The organism is Mycolicibacterium sphagni, from assembly GCF_002250655.1.
Classification (GTDB): domain Bacteria; phylum Actinomycetota; class Actinomycetes; order Mycobacteriales; family Mycobacteriaceae; genus Mycobacterium; species Mycobacterium sphagni.
In genome coordinates, this window is sequence record NZ_NOZR01000025.1 from 81,009 (window position 1) to 96,101 (window position 15,093).

The 15,093-nt window shown below is 64.1% G+C and carries 16 protein-coding genes and 1 other RNA gene; 5 read left to right on the forward strand and 12 right to left on the reverse strand.

Features of this window, described 5'->3' with window-relative positions; genetic code table 11:
* Window positions 1-489: an SsrA-binding protein SmpB gene (gene smpB, locus CG716_RS24040; RefSeq protein ID WP_094483636.1), complete on the forward strand. Its 489-nt coding sequence runs from the start codon at window positions 1-3 to the stop codon at window positions 487-489.
* Between the two features lie 8 nt (window positions 490-497).
* A complete protein-coding gene (locus tag CG716_RS24045) occupies window positions 498-1,331 on the forward strand; it encodes an EamA family transporter (RefSeq protein ID WP_094483637.1) in 834 nt (277 codons plus the stop codon).
* A 7-nt stretch (window positions 1,332-1,338) separates the two neighbouring features.
* Here CG716_RS24045 and CG716_RS24050 read toward each other — a convergent pair whose 3' ends face one another.
* From CG716_RS24050 to CG716_RS24060, 3 genes are read right to left on the reverse strand one after another with little or no spacing between them, the layout of a single operon-like run.
* Entirely contained in the window at window positions 1,339-2,520 is a 1,182-nt protein-coding gene (locus tag CG716_RS24050; RefSeq protein WP_094483638.1) for a sulfotransferase family protein, read from the reverse strand.
* On the reverse strand, window positions 2,520-3,599 hold the full coding sequence (locus tag CG716_RS24055; RefSeq protein WP_094483639.1) for a DUF1214 domain-containing protein: 1,080 nt from the start codon (window positions 3,597-3,599) through the stop codon (window positions 2,520-2,522). The genes CG716_RS24050 and CG716_RS24055 overlap by 1 nt, the downstream gene beginning before the upstream one ends.
* A 7-nt stretch (window positions 3,600-3,606) precedes the next feature.
* Window positions 3,607-4,197 carry a TetR family transcriptional regulator gene (locus CG716_RS24060; protein WP_094483640.1) on the reverse strand — a complete coding sequence of 197 codons (591 nt, stop codon included), beginning with the start codon at window positions 4,195-4,197 and terminating at the stop codon, window positions 3,607-3,609.
* A 174-nt stretch (window positions 4,198-4,371) separates the two neighbouring features.
* Between CG716_RS24060 and ssrA the strand changes: the two genes are divergently transcribed.
* Window positions 4,372-4,739: a transfer-messenger RNA gene (gene ssrA, locus CG716_RS24065) on the forward strand.
* A gap of 256 nt (window positions 4,740-4,995) precedes the next feature.
* Here the strand turns inward: ssrA and CG716_RS24070 are convergent.
* From CG716_RS24070 to CG716_RS24095, 6 genes are all read right to left on the reverse strand, one after another.
* Window positions 4,996-6,489, reverse strand: coding sequence for an arylsulfatase (locus CG716_RS24070; protein ID WP_094483641.1), 1,494 nt, complete (start codon window positions 6,487-6,489; stop codon window positions 4,996-4,998).
* Between the two features lie 249 nt (window positions 6,490-6,738).
* Entirely contained in the window at window positions 6,739-7,524 is a 786-nt protein-coding gene (locus CG716_RS24075) for an MBL fold metallo-hydrolase (RefSeq protein ID WP_094483642.1), read from the reverse strand.
* 12 nt (window positions 7,525-7,536) lie between these two features.
* Complete coding sequence (locus tag CG716_RS24080) at window positions 7,537-8,049, reverse strand: carboxymuconolactone decarboxylase family protein (protein WP_094483643.1); 513 nt, start codon at window positions 8,047-8,049, stop codon at window positions 7,537-7,539.
* Window positions 8,050-8,054: 5 nt separating this feature from the next.
* The gene (locus tag CG716_RS24085; RefSeq protein ID WP_094483644.1) at window positions 8,055-8,579 is read right to left on the reverse strand and encodes a VOC family protein; all 525 of its coding nucleotides are present in this window, start codon (window positions 8,577-8,579) and stop codon (window positions 8,055-8,057) included.
* Window positions 8,576-9,217 carry a TetR/AcrR family transcriptional regulator gene (locus tag CG716_RS24090; protein WP_234818001.1) on the reverse strand — a complete coding sequence of 214 codons (642 nt, stop codon included), beginning with the start codon at window positions 9,215-9,217 and terminating at the stop codon, window positions 8,576-8,578. The genes CG716_RS24085 and CG716_RS24090 overlap by 4 nt, the downstream gene beginning before the upstream one ends.
* A gap of 94 nt (window positions 9,218-9,311) precedes the next feature.
* Window positions 9,312-9,566, reverse strand: coding sequence for a hypothetical protein (locus CG716_RS24095; protein ID WP_094483645.1), 255 nt, complete (start codon window positions 9,564-9,566; stop codon window positions 9,312-9,314).
* 308 nt (window positions 9,567-9,874) lie between these two features.
* Between CG716_RS24095 and CG716_RS24100 the strand changes: the two genes are divergently transcribed.
* Window positions 9,875-10,780, forward strand: a complete 906-nt coding sequence (locus CG716_RS24100) for a cutinase family protein (RefSeq protein WP_410431352.1) — start codon at window positions 9,875-9,877, stop codon at window positions 10,778-10,780.
* Window positions 10,781-11,102: 322 nt separating this feature from the next.
* On the opposite strand, the gene CG716_RS24105 is transcribed toward CG716_RS24100, so the two are convergent.
* A complete protein-coding gene (locus CG716_RS24105; protein ID WP_094483647.1) occupies window positions 11,103-11,393 on the reverse strand; it encodes a hypothetical protein in 291 nt (96 codons plus the stop codon).
* Between the two features lie 199 nt (window positions 11,394-11,592).
* Between CG716_RS24105 and CG716_RS24110 the strand changes: the two genes are divergently transcribed.
* The gene (locus CG716_RS24110) at window positions 11,593-13,197 is read left to right on the forward strand and encodes a B12-binding domain-containing radical SAM protein (protein ID WP_234818002.1); all 1,605 of its coding nucleotides are present in this window, start codon (window positions 11,593-11,595) and stop codon (window positions 13,195-13,197) included.
* Here the strand turns inward: CG716_RS24110 and CG716_RS24115 are convergent.
* Together CG716_RS24115 and CG716_RS24120 are read right to left on the reverse strand one after the other, a co-directional pair.
* Entirely contained in the window at window positions 13,194-14,030 is an 837-nt protein-coding gene (locus CG716_RS24115) for an ANTAR domain-containing response regulator (RefSeq protein WP_094483648.1), read from the reverse strand. The two genes, CG716_RS24110 and CG716_RS24115, sit on opposite strands and share 4 nt — an antisense overlap.
* A gap of 27 nt (window positions 14,031-14,057) precedes the next feature.
* The coding region (locus tag CG716_RS24120; protein ID WP_207760760.1) for a glycoside hydrolase family 183 protein at window positions 14,058-15,093 on the reverse strand (1,036 nt) is incomplete at its 5' end.

The window sequence follows — 15,093 nt, forward strand, 5'->3', positions numbered from 1 at the left end:
GTGGCCAAAAATCCGGACAAGAAGCCCGAGCGCAAGATCGTCGCCACCAATCGCAAGGCGCGCCACAACTATACGATCCTCGACACCTACGAGGCCGGTGTGGTTCTGCAGGGCACCGAGGTGAAGAGCTTGCGGGAGGGTCATGCGTCGCTGGCCGACGCGTTCGCGACCGTCGACGACGGCGAGATCTGGCTGCGCAATCTGCACATCCCGGAGTATCACCACGGCTCGTGGACCAACCATGCGCCCCGGCGCAACCGCAAGCTGCTGCTGCACCGAAGCCAGATCGACACGTTGGTGGGCAAGATCCGCGACGGCAACCTGACACTGGTGCCGCTGTCGCTGTACTTCAGCGAGGGCAAGGTCAAGGTCGAACTGGCGCTGGCCCGCGGTAAGCAGGCCCATGACAAGCGACAGGATCTGGCTCGCCGCGACGCGCAGCGTGAGGTGATCCGGGAGCTCGGCCGGCGGGTCAAGGGCAAGCTCTGATCGGCGTAGTGCTCGCGCTGGCATCGGCACTCGGGTACGGCGTCAGCGATTTCGTTGGGGGTATCGCGTCGCGGCGGGTGGCTGCGCTTCGCGTGGTGTTGATCTCGTACCCGCTGGCGATGGTCGTGCTCGGGGCGCTGGCAGTCATCGTCGGCGGCACGCTGTCCACCCCCGCGGTGGTGTGGGGACTGCTGTGCGGAGTGAGCCAGGCGTTCGGGGTCTGGTGGTTCTACGCCGCGCTGGGTGCCGGTCCGATCTCGGTGGTTTCGCCGTTGACGGCGGTGCTCGTCGCCGGTGTGCCCGTCGGCGTCGGACTTGCATTGGGGGAGCGCCCCGGCTTGATCGCCGGAATCGGAACCGTGCTGGCGCTGGTCGCCGTCGTCCTGGTGAGCAGGGAGGCCACCGACGAGGACGAGCAGCCGCACCGGTTCACGAAGAAAGTGGCGTGGCTGACCGTCGGCTCGGGCCTGGCGTTCGGCTTGAACTTCGTGCTGATCCATCAGGCGCCGGTAGAGGCGCACCTGTGGCCGTTGTTCTTCGCGCGGTTGTCGGCGACGGCGGTGGTGCTCCTGGTGGCGGCGTTCACCGGGAATTTCCATGCGCCGCGAGGACTTCCGCTGAAGCTGGCGGTCGCCGCCGCGTTTCTGGACAGCGGTGCCAACGTGTCGATGCTGCTGGCGTTGCAGGCCTCGATGTTGTCGTTGGCCAGCGTGCTGATGGCGCTCTACCCCGCTGCAACGGTGTTGCTGGCCATCGTGGTGCTGCGCGAGCGCGTCACCCGCTGGCAGGGGGTGGGCATGGTGCTAGCGCTGGCCGCCGTCGGGATGATCTCCGTCCGGTAGTCCGGATCTAGCGCAGGGGCTCGCTCGGAACGTCGTAGCGCTCCTGGTAGGCCCGGACTCTGTCGCGCAATTCCGCGGCATCCAGTCCGGTGTCGGCCCAGGTGTACCGGTTTCCCCCGCCATCGCCAGGGTTGGCCGAAAGGTGTTCGCGCATGCGCTGTTCGGCCACGGGTGTCAGGTCCCTGCCCAGGCGAGCGTAGATGAGGTTGATGGTGTCGAACGGGTCCCGCATGAAATCGGCGAACCGTACGTTGATGACCCGATCCGATCCGATCACGCCGTCATCCGCCCACGTCATCAAGCGGTCCAGCCCGAGAATGTTCTCGGCGGCGCATTGGCCGGCCGCGCGCTGCACGGTCGCGTTGTCGCTCGCCAGTTTCTGCAGGTGAGCGATCAGCGCGCTGATCGACGAGATCACCACCAGCGGATCGCGGTGTGTCTGAACCAGAATCGCGTCGGGATACTCGACCAACAGCTTGTCGAGAGTCCACAGATGCGCCGGGCTCTTCAACAGCCACTGGCCGTGCACTCCCGACTGCAGGTGCTGCAGATACTGGCGGTGGTAGCGATAAGCGGCGCCGTGGTCGGCCTCGTACATCAACCAATGCTGGTAATTGGGCATCCGGTACTGCGTGGGAAAGATCATGCTACAGAACGTGCCGCCGGTGATCCGTACGCATTCCTGGCCGCCACGCGCGCTCATCGGATGGAACTTCATGAAGCCGGGCATCAGCTGCTCGGTCATCTCCAGCTGCGCCTGGGTTTCGGCGATGCGCGGATCGGTCTCGTAGGTCTCGGGCTGGGGGACCGGGAAGGGGTGGTCGACCTCCCACGTCAGCGGTGCCCGCAGGTCGGGGTCCTGGGCGAGGAGATCGTAGAGGATCGTCGTGCCGGTGCGGGGCTGGCCGAGAATGAAGATCGGGCGCTCGATCCGTTGCTCGGCGATCTCCGGATGTGCCGTGCGCCAGGCGGTGATCTGCAGCCGGTTGCGCAGCGGGACAATGATATCCGCCGCGGCGATCTCCACGCCCAGCGGCGATAAGTCGGCTTCGGCGACGAAGTCGTCGAGCACGCGGGACAGGTTATCTCGCCAGCCGTCTTCGGCGCCGAAGTCGTCGCTCCCGGCCAGCTCGCACGCCTGCTCGATCAGCTTGTCCGGGTCAAGCCGGGCTTCCACCGCACTGGTCATCACCGAATCTCCTTATCCAGCAAGGTAACTGTCACATCAGGGGCAGTCGGGTTGTCCAGCCAGCGCACGATCATGAAGCCGCGCCGCCGTTCGCCGGTGTCGAGCCAGAATCCGTCACCGATGTCCTCGGCGCCAATCGTGAGACGAACGTATCCGTCCGGGTCGGCGGTGACGCCTTTGTTGGTCACCGAGCTGGTGCGCATCGTCGGTTCGAGGCATTCGTGCCAGATACTCTCCAAAGTGACTGACCAGTAGCGGGTTTGGGGAGGGCGGAACGTCAATTGGAGGCTTTGGTGCGGTTCGAGGTCGAACACGCCGAGCATATAGAGGTTGTCCGGAGTGGTGTTTTCGCCGCCCAGGTTCTCCGCGCCCGAGGTGATCAGGACGTTGGGATTGTCCAGCAGGTCGGGCCGCACGGTGCGGTGCAGGGTGGTGAGTTTGACGATGGTCCAGCCCATCGCGGTGAGCTGTCCGGCCAGCGCCTCGTCAGTCAACGGCGCGGGTGGCGGCGCCTCGCCGAGCAGGGAGACATCCAGGTGGACAGGGATTTCGGTGGTCGGGTCGCCGACGTAATCGCGGACCACGATCGAGGTGGCGTCCTCGGGGATCTCCACGAACTGAGCTCCGGCCAGGTCGCTCTCGGCGGGACGGGAGGCGGCGAAGACGACGTCGAACCGGCCGCCGTCGTCGAGCACGAGATCACGGTCGGACAGGTAATTGCTCATCCGGCGAGGGTTCATCCCGGTGCCGGCCAGGACCTGCAGGCCCAGGTAGGCCGACGTGCCGCGGGTGCCGGTGATGCGGTAGGCCCGGTCGCCGCTGATCATCGCCAGGGGATAGGTGCCATGCGGATTGGGTCCACCGATAAGGCGATACGGGTTGCTCATGTCGACGAAATGCGGATGGTCTGGGTCGGTGTCGACCGAGAGTTCGGTGCACAGGGCCGTCACCCGATTGAGTACGCGCAGCCCTTCGAGCAGCTCGCGTTCGTCGCGGGCATCCTCGGTGATCTGGCCGGTCAGGTCGTCGAGGACTTTGCGAACGAATCCCCAAGCCTCCAGCGACTTTTCGCCACTCATTTGCTCCTCATTCCTTGATCGGGCGTGCGGCCATGGAGTTGACCGCACGGGAGATTCGGTCGGACAGCGATCCGCCGTCGCGAAGCCAGTCGTCGATCGAGATCCGGACCGACGCCATGGCCAGTGCGCCGATCAGCCGTGGGCGGGGGTCGTCGACGGTCAGGTCGGGCAGCCGGGGGGCGATCGCCTCGGCGATGGCCGTCTCGAAGTTCAGGTAGCACAGCAGTGTCCAGGCGCGCAGGCTCAACGAGTCGCGGGTCTGACGCTCGATCTCGGCGATGTTCTGCTCGACGAGGGCGAAGCCGGGAGTGAGCTCGGAGAATGCTGCCGTCAGCGCCTCGGTGACCGACAGGTCGGGCGGCTGGCGGCGCAGTGCGTCGGTGATCGCGGCGATCCAGGTGGCGGTGAAGCCCTCGGCGACGGCGTATTCCTTGGACTCGAAGTACCGGAAGAACGTCGCGCGGGCGACGTCTGCTGCTTGCGCGATCTGGTCGGCGGTGGTGGCGCTCAGCCCGTTTTGGGTGACCAGCTGGGCTGCCGCGGTGGCGATGCGCTCGCGCGTGCGCTGGCGCTTCCGGACCCGCAGACTTTCAGACACCGTCGCACTGTAGACAGAGTCTCAATTTATTTTCGCCCAAACCGAGAAACGGGTGGTGATGTGCAGGAAGTGCCCGACGCAACGTCGATCTCGACGCGTGGATTAATGCACTTCAGTCCACGGTTATAACTCGCGTACCATGGGGTGTCCGGCCGAACCTCGGCCGGGGTGCGAGGGGCTGAAGGGTTTCGACTTCGCGCATCGAATCAAGGGAAGCGTGCCGGTGCAGGCAAGAGACCACCGTAAGCGTCGTTGCAACCAATTAAGCGCCGATTCCAATCAGCGCGATTACGCTCTCGCTGCCTAAGCGAAGCTAATCCGTCAGACCGGGAGAGCCCTCGACCCGGACCCTGGCGTCATCTAGAGGGACAAACCCACAAGTTCGGTCGCGGAACATGTGGGGACATCAAACAGCGACTGGGATCGTCATCCCGGCGGGTCCGCGAGACCGGGAGATCCAAGTAGAGACATAGTGGACTGCGCACGGAGAAGCCTTGAGGGAATGCCGTAGGACCCGGGTTCAATTCCCGGCAGCTCCACCTATTTATGCTGGTCAAGGCCCCGAGATTCGGGGCCTTTTCCACGTCCACATTTGCGCTCTGCGCTTGGCGAGGGTTCGACCGCCGGTCGGCGCGAATTCCACGGACAGGTTTGTCGTTTCCGCGTCAGTTCGGGGCTTCGGTGCGTCCACGGGCAGGCGCCCCCGGGTGAACGCGGCGGCGATGGGTGCTTTCGGCCAGTGTGTATCCGGGCGTGCTGGCGGGCGGTGCGGTCGCAAACAGAGGTGTTGTTGACGGTTTAGCTGCTGTGCCCGCCGCCCTCCTGCAGCTTGGCCATCACCTGCTCGAGGCCAAAGCTGGCGGACTTCTGCCGTTGTGGGAACTCGGCGAACGTCTGCAGCATCTGGCCGACGTAGGCCTGGGCCGGGACGAGCATGTAGGCATGCGAGAGCAGCCAGTCGTAGTAGGTGTTCGACGTGATCTCGGCCCGCTCATAGGGGTCGGTCCGCAGGTTGAAGATCAGGGGCACGCGTAGCTCGGTGTAGGGCTCGGCCCAGATCCGCAGCGTGCCTGTGCAGCGCTGCTCAAGGAACACGAACTTCCAGTTGTCGTAGCGCAGCCCGGTCAGGTCACCGTCGTCGGAGACGTAGAAGAAGTGCTGGCGCGGGCTCTCATCTGTCTCACCGGTGATGTACGGCAGCTGGTCATGACCGTCGAGATGGACCTTGTAGGTCGTGCCGTTCAGATCTGTTCCAGCGCGGAGCTTCTCGGCGATGTCCGGCACACCCGCCGCAGACAGCAACGTGACGAACCAGTCGTTGTGACTGACGATGCCGGTGAGCACCGTGCCGGCCGGGATGTGCGCCGGCCAGCGCACCAGGGCCGGAACGCGATAAGCGCCTTCCCAGTTCGAGTTCTTCTCGTTGCGGAACGGGGTCATCCCGGCGTCGGGCCAGGAGTTCATGTGCGGGCCGTTGTCGGTGGAGTACATGACGATCGTGTCGTCGGCGATGCCGAGATCGTCGAGGGTGTCCAGCAGCGTGCCGACAAGGTCGTCGTGGTCCATCATCGTGTCGTGGTAGATGGACTGCCAGCGCCCTGAACGGCCGATACTCTCGGGTTTGGGGTGTGTCCTGAAGTGCATGTGTGTGGAGTTGAACCACACGAAGAACGGCGTGTCCGCCTCGTGCTGAGCTTTGATGAAATCGACTGCAGCGTCGCGGAATTCCTCGTCGACGGTCTCCATCCGCTTCTTGGTCAGCGGACCGGTGTCTTCGATGCGCTGGGTGCCGTCGCCGTTGGCCCAGGTGTGCAGGACACCGCGGGGGCCGAACTTCTTGCGGAACTCCGGGTTCTTCGGATAGTCCGGTTCTTCGGGCTCTTCTTCGGCGTTGAGGTGATACAGATTGCCGAAGAATTCGTCGAAGCCGTGCACGGTGGGTAAGTGTTCGTCGCGGTCGCCGAGGTGGTTCTTGCCGAACTGGCCGGTGGCATAGCCCTGCGCTTTGAGAGCCGTTGCGATCGTCGGGTCGGCTGCCTGCAGTCCGAGGGTGGCACCCGGCAAGCCCACCTTTGTCAGGCCGGTGCGATACGGGTTCTGTCCGGTGATGAAGGCCGCGCGGCCGGCAGTGCAGCTCTGCTCTCCGTAGTAGTCGGTGAACAGCGCACCTTCTGCCGCGACGCGGTCGATATTTGGTGTCCGATATCCCATCACGCCGTTGCTGTAACAGCTGAGGTTGGACTGCCCGATGTCGTCGCCCCAGATGATCAGAATGTTCGGCCTGTCACTCACATCTGAACCTCTCGCCGCGCGCAGCCTCCCGGTCGGCTGCCTGGGGGCGCGGCCGGCCGCAGCGGTTGCGTCGGACGTCCGTGGCAGCGAGGCTAGCCCCTTTATGCGCCCACGGTGTCGACTTCGATCCACAATCTGTGATTCAGCGTGTTCACAGTTGAACGCGCTTTCCGGTTTGAATTGCCCGGCAGCTCCACCGAAGTGAGGAAGGCCCCCAGAAATGCGGGCGTGTCTTGCAGGTTGGCCCGGCTACGCGGTGTCGCAGGCGCGCTCGTAGAGCGTGACGTCGTGTGAGTTGACGATCAACAGGTCCGGATCTTGGCGCAGGTAGAGCTCGGCGAGGCGGTCATGGTTGGCCCGAACTTGCTTCAAGTTCCACGCAACTGCCGACTCCATGGCCGTGAGAACGCGAGGCACCCGTGACCGGCCATCGAGGGTGGCCCGGTGATAGAAGGAATCCCCGCAATGCAGGATCCAGCGGTGGCCGGCGTCGACGGCGACGCACGCATGACCGCGGGTGTGGCCGGGTAACGAGATGAGAGCGATCCCGGGCGACACGTCGTCGAGTTCCTTGGCTGCGGCGAATCCGCGCCATTTCTCGCCGCGCGGTTCGTGTTCGACGATGTGGGGTCCGTGCGACCACTGCGGCGCGCGGTAGCGCAGCTTCTCGCGCCGCGACGGCGACCTGATGGCGCCGCGCGCTTCGGCGGCGGTGACATGGATCTGCGCCGCCGGGAAATCCGACAACCCCCCGATGTGATCGATGTCGAAGTGCGTGATGATGATGTGGCGCACATCGTCTCGCCGGAAGCCGAGGCGTTCGACGTGATGCACCGCGGTTTCCCGCTGATCGAGGATCGGCCGCACGACGTGGCGGGTGGGGCCAAGACGTTTTGCCGGCTCGAGACAGTCATTCGAACCGAACCCGGAGTCGACCAGGACGAGACCGTTGGCGGTTTCGACGAGCAGGACGTGGCAAACCATGGGAGCGCTCGGCATGTTCATGGTGCCGCAGTTGAGGTGGTGCACCTTCACGATGAAAGTCGCTCAGCCATAGGAGGGTTCGCCTTCGGTAGTGACGTCGAATGTGTTGAGGAAGTTGCAGACCAATTGGTAGAAGCCCACTGTCATGACCAGATCGGCGAGTTGGGTGACCGTGAGCAGTTCGAGGGCCTCGTCGCGGTCGCTACCGCTGAGGGTGTGGGTGTCCAGGAGCCTATCGGTCCAGGCGAGTATGCCCACCTCGTCGGCGGGCAGGCCGCCCGTGTCACCGCTGGCCGCGGCTGCGATCGCTTCGGCCGACAGGCCGGCATAGCCGGCGATCATCTCGTGTTGGTGTGTCTCATACGGTGCGGCATAGCGGTATCCGACCCGCAGGATCGCCAGTTCGCGCAGGTGCGGCGGAAGCGAATTGGCCTGGAACATCGCATCGGCCATCACGAAGAATCCTGGCGCCAGCCCCGGCGAATGCATGACCATTCGGTACACGTTGACGGGTGCGTGCTGCGCGAGGATGTCCTTGAGATTCTGGGGAAGGGCGTCGATGTCGGGGTAGTCCACCGCGCTTACTCCCGGCCGCGGATCGGATCGGTGCCATCCCAGGTGGCAGCGACTTCGCGAATGTATTGGAAGAACTGACCTTTAGGGCCGCTGATATCGGAGATTTCGATGACGGTGCCCTGTGTGGTTTCGGTGTCGAGGTAGGCGAAGCGGCCCTTTTCGCCACCGATGCTGCCTTCCTGTCCGATGGTGTAGCCGTCGCGCAGCGCCCGATCGAGCAAGCTCTGGTAGTCGCTGGACCAATACGCGATGTGCTGCATGCCTTCTCGTCCGGATTCGAGGAAGTCCTTGTACATCGATGGCGCGTCGTTGCGTGGCTGGATCAGTTCGAGTTGGACGTCGCCGGAATTGGCCAGCGCCACGCTCATCTGCATGTCTGATTCCACACCGCGGTAGCGGAAGTAGTCAGTCTGGACGCGGTCGACGTAAAACCACGGCCCGACACCATGTTTCACCCAGTCGTCCATCGCGGCGTCGATGTCGCGCACGACGTAGCCGATCTGGGCGATGTTGCCGAAGTTCCGGCTCATGATCGGTCTTCTTCCTGTTCGGTCCTGAATCGGTGGATGAGGAGGGCTTCGACTTCGCCTCGAGCTGCTTGCAGGTCGACGTCGTCGTCCATAAGTGATTGCAGCGCCACGCCCCGCAGCACGGCGACGACAGCCGTGGCCAGCCCTTGAGGATGAATCGTCGTGGGCGCCAGGCCGGCGGTCATCGCGAGCGCGATGCGTTTCTCGATCTCTTCCCGGAACTCTCGGTCGGCGGCGACCATCGTTGCGCGGGTTTCTGAGGCTGGGTGGGCTACCGCGTCGGCCCAGAGCACAAGACGTGCTCGGTTGACCGGTTGAAGGTCGGCCATCACGTCGAAATAGATGCCGATCAGTGCCCTTAGCTCGACAACGGGGTCGGTGGATTCGCCGCGGTCGAACATCGCGTTGCGGAACTGGTGGGTCACGGTCTCGACGAGGCGCTGCATCAACGCGCCTTTGGAGCCGAAGTGATGGGTCGCCAGTCCGCGGCTGTAGCCGGCGCGCTCGCCGACGTTGGCCAGGGTGACGTTAGCGGGTCCGACCTTGCCGACCATCTCAGCGGCGGCGGCGATGAGTCGGCCTTCAGCTTCGACTCGGCGCACCTCCTGGGTACGCGGGGCGGAATGGCCTCGGTTCACGTGCGGTCACCTCCGCCTGACGGAGAACTAACTTGTCAGCCAACAAGTTATCGGGTCAGTTAGTTTCACGTCAAGAGCGAACGTGTGCGCCGGCTTAGCCGTACTTCACGAACAGCGCCAGCGCATCGTCGATCTTCCGCTGGATGAATTCGTTGTCGCGGCCGTGCATTGCCAGTCCAGCGCTATAGCCCGTCAGCCGAACGACCAGGTCAACGGGATCGCTAACCTCGCGGATCGCGGCCCGAATCCGCGCCTCCCAGGGGCCGTCGAGCGTCACACCGTCAAGGCGGTTGCGCACCTCGTCGTAGAGCATGTTCCACGCGCGCTCGCGCTCACTGGGGGCCGTCACCGCACATTCCCGTAGTGGCCGGCCATGGCCGATTCGGCGAGGCCTAATCCGTGAGAGAAGTTGGCTTCGGCGACATGGAGGGCTGCCATCGGCCGAGAATAGGGAGCCAGATCCAATCTGTCGCGCGTAGTCGCCCACTCTAAATTTGGTGCGATATTCGGACGCCGACGGCAACCCTGGCCGCTCGCCGGGTAGGGAACGGCCGCGAGTGATTCCCGGCACAAAAGTTTGCCCCTCTTGGATGCGGGGTAAATCGACGCATGTTCTCTCGTCCCGTACGTGGCTTTGGCGTGGCCGACGCGCGGTCGGTGGGGCGTCGGGCCGGAGTTGTCGTTGTGGCACTGTTCTCGGCGGGAGTCCCGCTCGTCGTCGCACCCGCGCTACCCGTGGCGTCGGCCACCGACTGCGCCGACGCCGAGGTCATCTTCGCGCGCGGCACCGATGAGCCGGCCGGCATGGGCCGCGTCGGCGATGCCCTCGTCGACGCGCTGCGCAAGCAGACCGACGGCTTGAACGTCAGCTCCTACGCCGTGAACTACAAGGCCGGCAAGCTGCAGCTACACGGCGGTGACGGCGCCAATGACGTGATCAACCACATCAAATCGACTGTCTCCTCCTGCCCCGATACCAAAATCATCTTGGGCGGCTACTCGCAGGGCGCGAGTGTGATCGACATCGTGGCCGGCGTGCCCATGGGTGGCATCACCTGGGGCAGTTCGCTACCCCCCGAGTACGCGAAGAACATCGCGGCGGTCGCTACCTTCGGCGACGTAGCGGACCGTACCGGTGGGTCCCTGCCGGCCCAGAGCACGTTGCTCGGCTCCAAGGCCATCGACTTCTGCAATCCCGCCGACCCGATCTGTCATGCGGGTCCGGGCAACGAATGGAGTGGACACACCGAGGGCTACGTCCCCTTCTATACCGACCAAGCAGCTGCCTTCGCTGCGGCGAAGCTGCTCGCTGGCTACAGCCAGCACATGCCCGACTATGGACCACCGCCCGGCTATGACTCGGCTGCAACGGGCTATGGACCGGCGACGTCGAACTTCGATCCGACATCCTCGGTGCACGGTCCGTCGCCGGGGTACGGGCCGGAATTGCCGGGGCCGAGTCCGGGCCCGTCGACGACGGGGACGGGGTCTGACTCGACATCCCCCGGATACGCACCCGCCTCGACGTCCTCCGGATATCCCTTGGCCGCGGAGGTCCACTGAGCTGGGGCGGAGGTCCGCGTTCCCCAAGCTGACTATCAGACTCCTCACATTCGGCGGTTTTAAGCTGCTGCCCAAAAAGTTCAGGGGGAACTATGACCACCGAACAGATCAAACGACAATGGCACAACGTCAGGCGTCGATTTCGGTACGCCGCTCGCCACAGCGAAGGCGTCCTTCATCCCGCGGTCAAGATTGCCCTCTTCGTGGCGATATTCGCCGTCGCCGCAGCCCTGGCTGTGTACACCCTGACAATCAGATAATCGTCGGCAACAATTCTGCCGCCGTAATCGATTGCAGCGGTGCGACATTCACCGGCCGCTGATCACGGCAACGTGCGGCTCAAACTCCGTCGAACCTGCAACGCCGCGCCGCTAAGGGAACTGCCGGACCGCTGCGGGAGCGCGAGTCTGCGAGTGACTGTTCCGATGGCACCCGGGCCGATCCGCCGTCGCGTGACTGCTGCCGCCACGAACCCGGTGACGACGCCCAGCACGAAGTATCGGCCGAAACGCCGCTTGTTCCGCTCCCGCAGGGTGGCCGTGATGTAGCCGCACAGTGCGGCGGTAGCAGCGACCGCGATGAGCAGAAGACTCAGCGCTCCGACCGCGTCCATGGTGAAACCTCCAAACGTCTCTGTGTTCGATCACATCACCGTCGCCGCCAATCCGGCAGGGGCCGCCAAAGGTCGTGACCGAACCGAGGACGCAGCGTTACCGTCATCTCAGTAGGAACTCGGACCGAGTCCCGGCGGTGACTATTTGCGAACGACTCGTTCGGCCAGGTCGTGTTGGCTAGGCTCGGCACGGCAAGCAATGCCGCCTAACGTCTACGAGTTCGGTGTGGAGCAGACGACTGTGGCCAACATTGTCTTGATCAATCCTCGGTTCGAGGTGTCCTACTGGGGCCTGGAGCACGCTCTTCCGTTGCTGGGCAAGAAGTGCAACGTTCCGACCGCTTGCCTGCCGCTGCTGGCCGCGCTGACACCCAGCGACCATCAGGTGACGCTCATCGACGAGAACGTCGAGGATATCGACTTCGACCGGGTGGCGCAGGCCGACATCGTCGGGCTGACCGGCATGATCGTTCAGCGCCAGCGCATGCTCGAGATCCTCAATGAACTCAAAGCGCGCGGCGTCTTCGTCGTTGTCGGCGGTCCCTGGGTCAGCGTGCAGGAGGACTACTTCGACGGCCTCGCCGACGCGATCTTCATCGGTGAAGCCGAGACCACCTGGCCGCAGTTCCTCGACGAGTGGGCGCAGGGCCGACATCAATACCGCTACGAGCAAGCCGACCGCACTGATATGACGCAGGTTCCCGTACCCCGGTACGACCTGCTGAAGACCAAGAACTACGTGTTCGGCAGTGTTCAGTTCAGCCGCGGCTGCCCGTTCCAATGCGAATTCTGCGACATCATTGTCACGTTCGGCCGCAAGCCTAGGCTCAAGACCAGTGCGCAGGTGATCGCCGAACTCGAGGCAATGCGCAAAGAAAACCTGTTCATCGCGTTCATCGTCGACGACAACCTGATCGGCAACAAAGCCGCCGTCAAGGTGCTGCTGCAAGACGTGGCCGCCTGGCAAGCACGAGATGGATACCCCTTCCAGTTCTTCACCGAGGCATCGCTGAACCTCGCCGAAGACGACGAGCTGATGGAGTTGATGGTCGCCGCCAATATCACCGTGGTCTTCATCGGCATCGAGAGCCCGAACGAAGACTCTCTGAAAGAGGCGAAGAAGTACCAGAACGTGAAAAAGGGCGACACGATTGTCGATCGCGTTCGCAAGGTCCAGGACTCCGGGCTGGAAGTGTGGTGCGGCATGATCGTCGGTTTCGACAACGACGACCCCCGGATCTTCAAGCAGCAAGCCGAATTCATCGACCAGACCGACATCATGCACGCGATGGTCGGCATGCTCGCGGCCATTCCCAAGACGCCCTTGCACGCGCGCCTGAAGAACGAAGGCCGCCTCGACCTGAATGACGACGAACGGACCTTCGGCACCAACGTGATTCCGTTCAACATGAGTCGCGAAGAGTTGCGAGACGGCTACATCGGCCTGATGCGCGACCTGTACGACCCGGATTCCTACTTCGACCGACTCGAAAGCCTCTATCTCACACGCAAATTCGACTTCGGCCGGGCCCGCAACGCCTATCTGCGCGACCACCCGTGGCGCCGGCGCAAGATGCAGTTACTCGACGGCGGGCGTGCGCTGGGCCTATTCCTGCTGCTGATGAAGAACGTTCCCGATCCGCAGTTGCGCAAGATCTATCGGCGGCGAATGCTCACGATCCTGCGCAACCGGCCCGCCCCGGGCGTCCTGTTGGTCTGCGTGGTCAAGTGCGCAACGCACTACCACCACTACACGATGTCGCGGGAGATGTCCGAGCGCCGGACGCTGGTCAATACGTTCTAGTTCTTCTCGCCATTGCCATTGCCGTCGCCGGTGACCTTGTCCAGGAAGTCCACTGCGAGCACCCGAACCGGGACGTTGGTCTGTTGGCTTTGGATGCGGAGCACGTCGAACGCCTCGTCGGCGTCGATGCCGCGCATGGCCATCAGCACGCCTTTAGCCTGCTCGATCGGCGCCCGAGTCTGCAACACCCGCTGAATCGACTCGGCGGTGTCCTGGGCGGACTTGAAGCGCGCGAAGTCGCCGATCGCCCGGGACACGGCTGTGGTCAAGAGGTCGAGTATCTCGGCGTCGAGACTGTCGAACGCGTGAAACGACCGCCCGTAAAGATTGAACGACCCGAGCGTCTGGTCGGCGGTGAACAGCGGCGCCGCCAGGAAGCTGTTGACGCCTTCCTCGCGGGCGCGGGCAACGAAGCTCGGCCAGCGGGCCATGGCTTTCTCGGAATCCAGCAGCACGATGGTGCGAGTGCGTGCGGCGTGCAGGCAGGGGCCGTCGCCGACCTCGTACTGCTCGCTGTCGATGCGCAGGGTGCGCTCGTCGGTGTGCACGGCGGTATAGGTCAGGCCTCCCAGGTCGATGGTGATGCCGGTGTAGTCGGCGCCGTCGATGGCTTCGTGGGCGATCCCGGCCACACGCTGCAGCAACGTCAGCAAATCATTCTCGTCCTCGATGCTGCGGCCCGCCTCGACCAGCATTCGTCCCAGCGCTGCCGGCGAGATGGTCTTGCGGATGGCGGCATCGACGACGATCTCGGCGGCCTGCTCGGTGTCGGTTCCGTTCAGCACCTCGGTCGGGATGGAGTCGTCGACGCGCGAGTCGCTGGTGTCGTCCATACCGCTGAGTGTCCCACTAAAGCGGCGTTAGGGGAGCACAGTGTGCATGAGCATCACGTTGTAGGCCGACCACAGCGAGAGGTTGTAGTACAACTCTCGGCCTGTCGACCACGGATGCAGGAACGGTGCGTAGATTCCGCCTGGGACCTGCATCGACGACACCAGCATCTGCTCGGGCCCCCACGGACCTTGCGGCGCCGGCGCTGTCCGCATCACCACGTCGTTGTTGCCGTTGCAGTACAGCACGAGGTACTGCTTGAGATAGGTGTTGAACTGGGCGGACATCTCGCCGACCGGGCCCGGGATGACCGGCGTCGCTGCTGACGGATTGTTGGGGACCCAGGAGTTGCTGTCGGCGTTCCAGTACTCGTATTTGGTCAGGTCCGGGATGAGTGCGGGGGATACCCGTGACACATAGGCTGCTCCGCCGCGTCCGTTGGGGGTGCCGAAGGAGTAGATGTAGGGATCGCCCGGCCCGGGCTTGAGGAAGGCACCCATCTGGAATTTCTCGTTGCCGTTGGCCGGCTGGCGGACGGTGCCGGGGTAGACGCCCCACGTCTCGCCGTTGTCGGTGGACGTCGCGATCGCCGAGTAGTTCGTGGTCCACGCACCGTTGTTGTCCCAGCTCTTGATCGACATGAAATTCATGAACTGGTTTGGCCCGACGGCCACGCCGGACGTGGGGATGATGCCCGTCTCTTCCGGCGCGGCGTTGATGCTGTTGACGACCTGCTTGGCGATACCGGCCCGCCAGACCGGGGAGCCGGAGTACTTATTGCCGACGGCACCGTCGGACACCGCGATCGTGTTTGACAGCGCGCCGTCCGAGCTGCGCATCAGGGTGTTGTAGCGCCACTGCTTGCCCGGGATCTGGCAGAAGCCGTTCGTGTCGCCGAAGGCCATGAGGACCTGTCGGTGACTGGGATCGCCGTTGTCCCACATGATTCCGAGGTCGGTGCCGGTGATGGCGAATTTCTGAACGGTCTGGTTGGGGCTGTCCGGCCCAGTCACCCAGCCGACGACCGTGGTGCCCGGCGGGGCGGTGGACGGCGCGGGTTGGGCG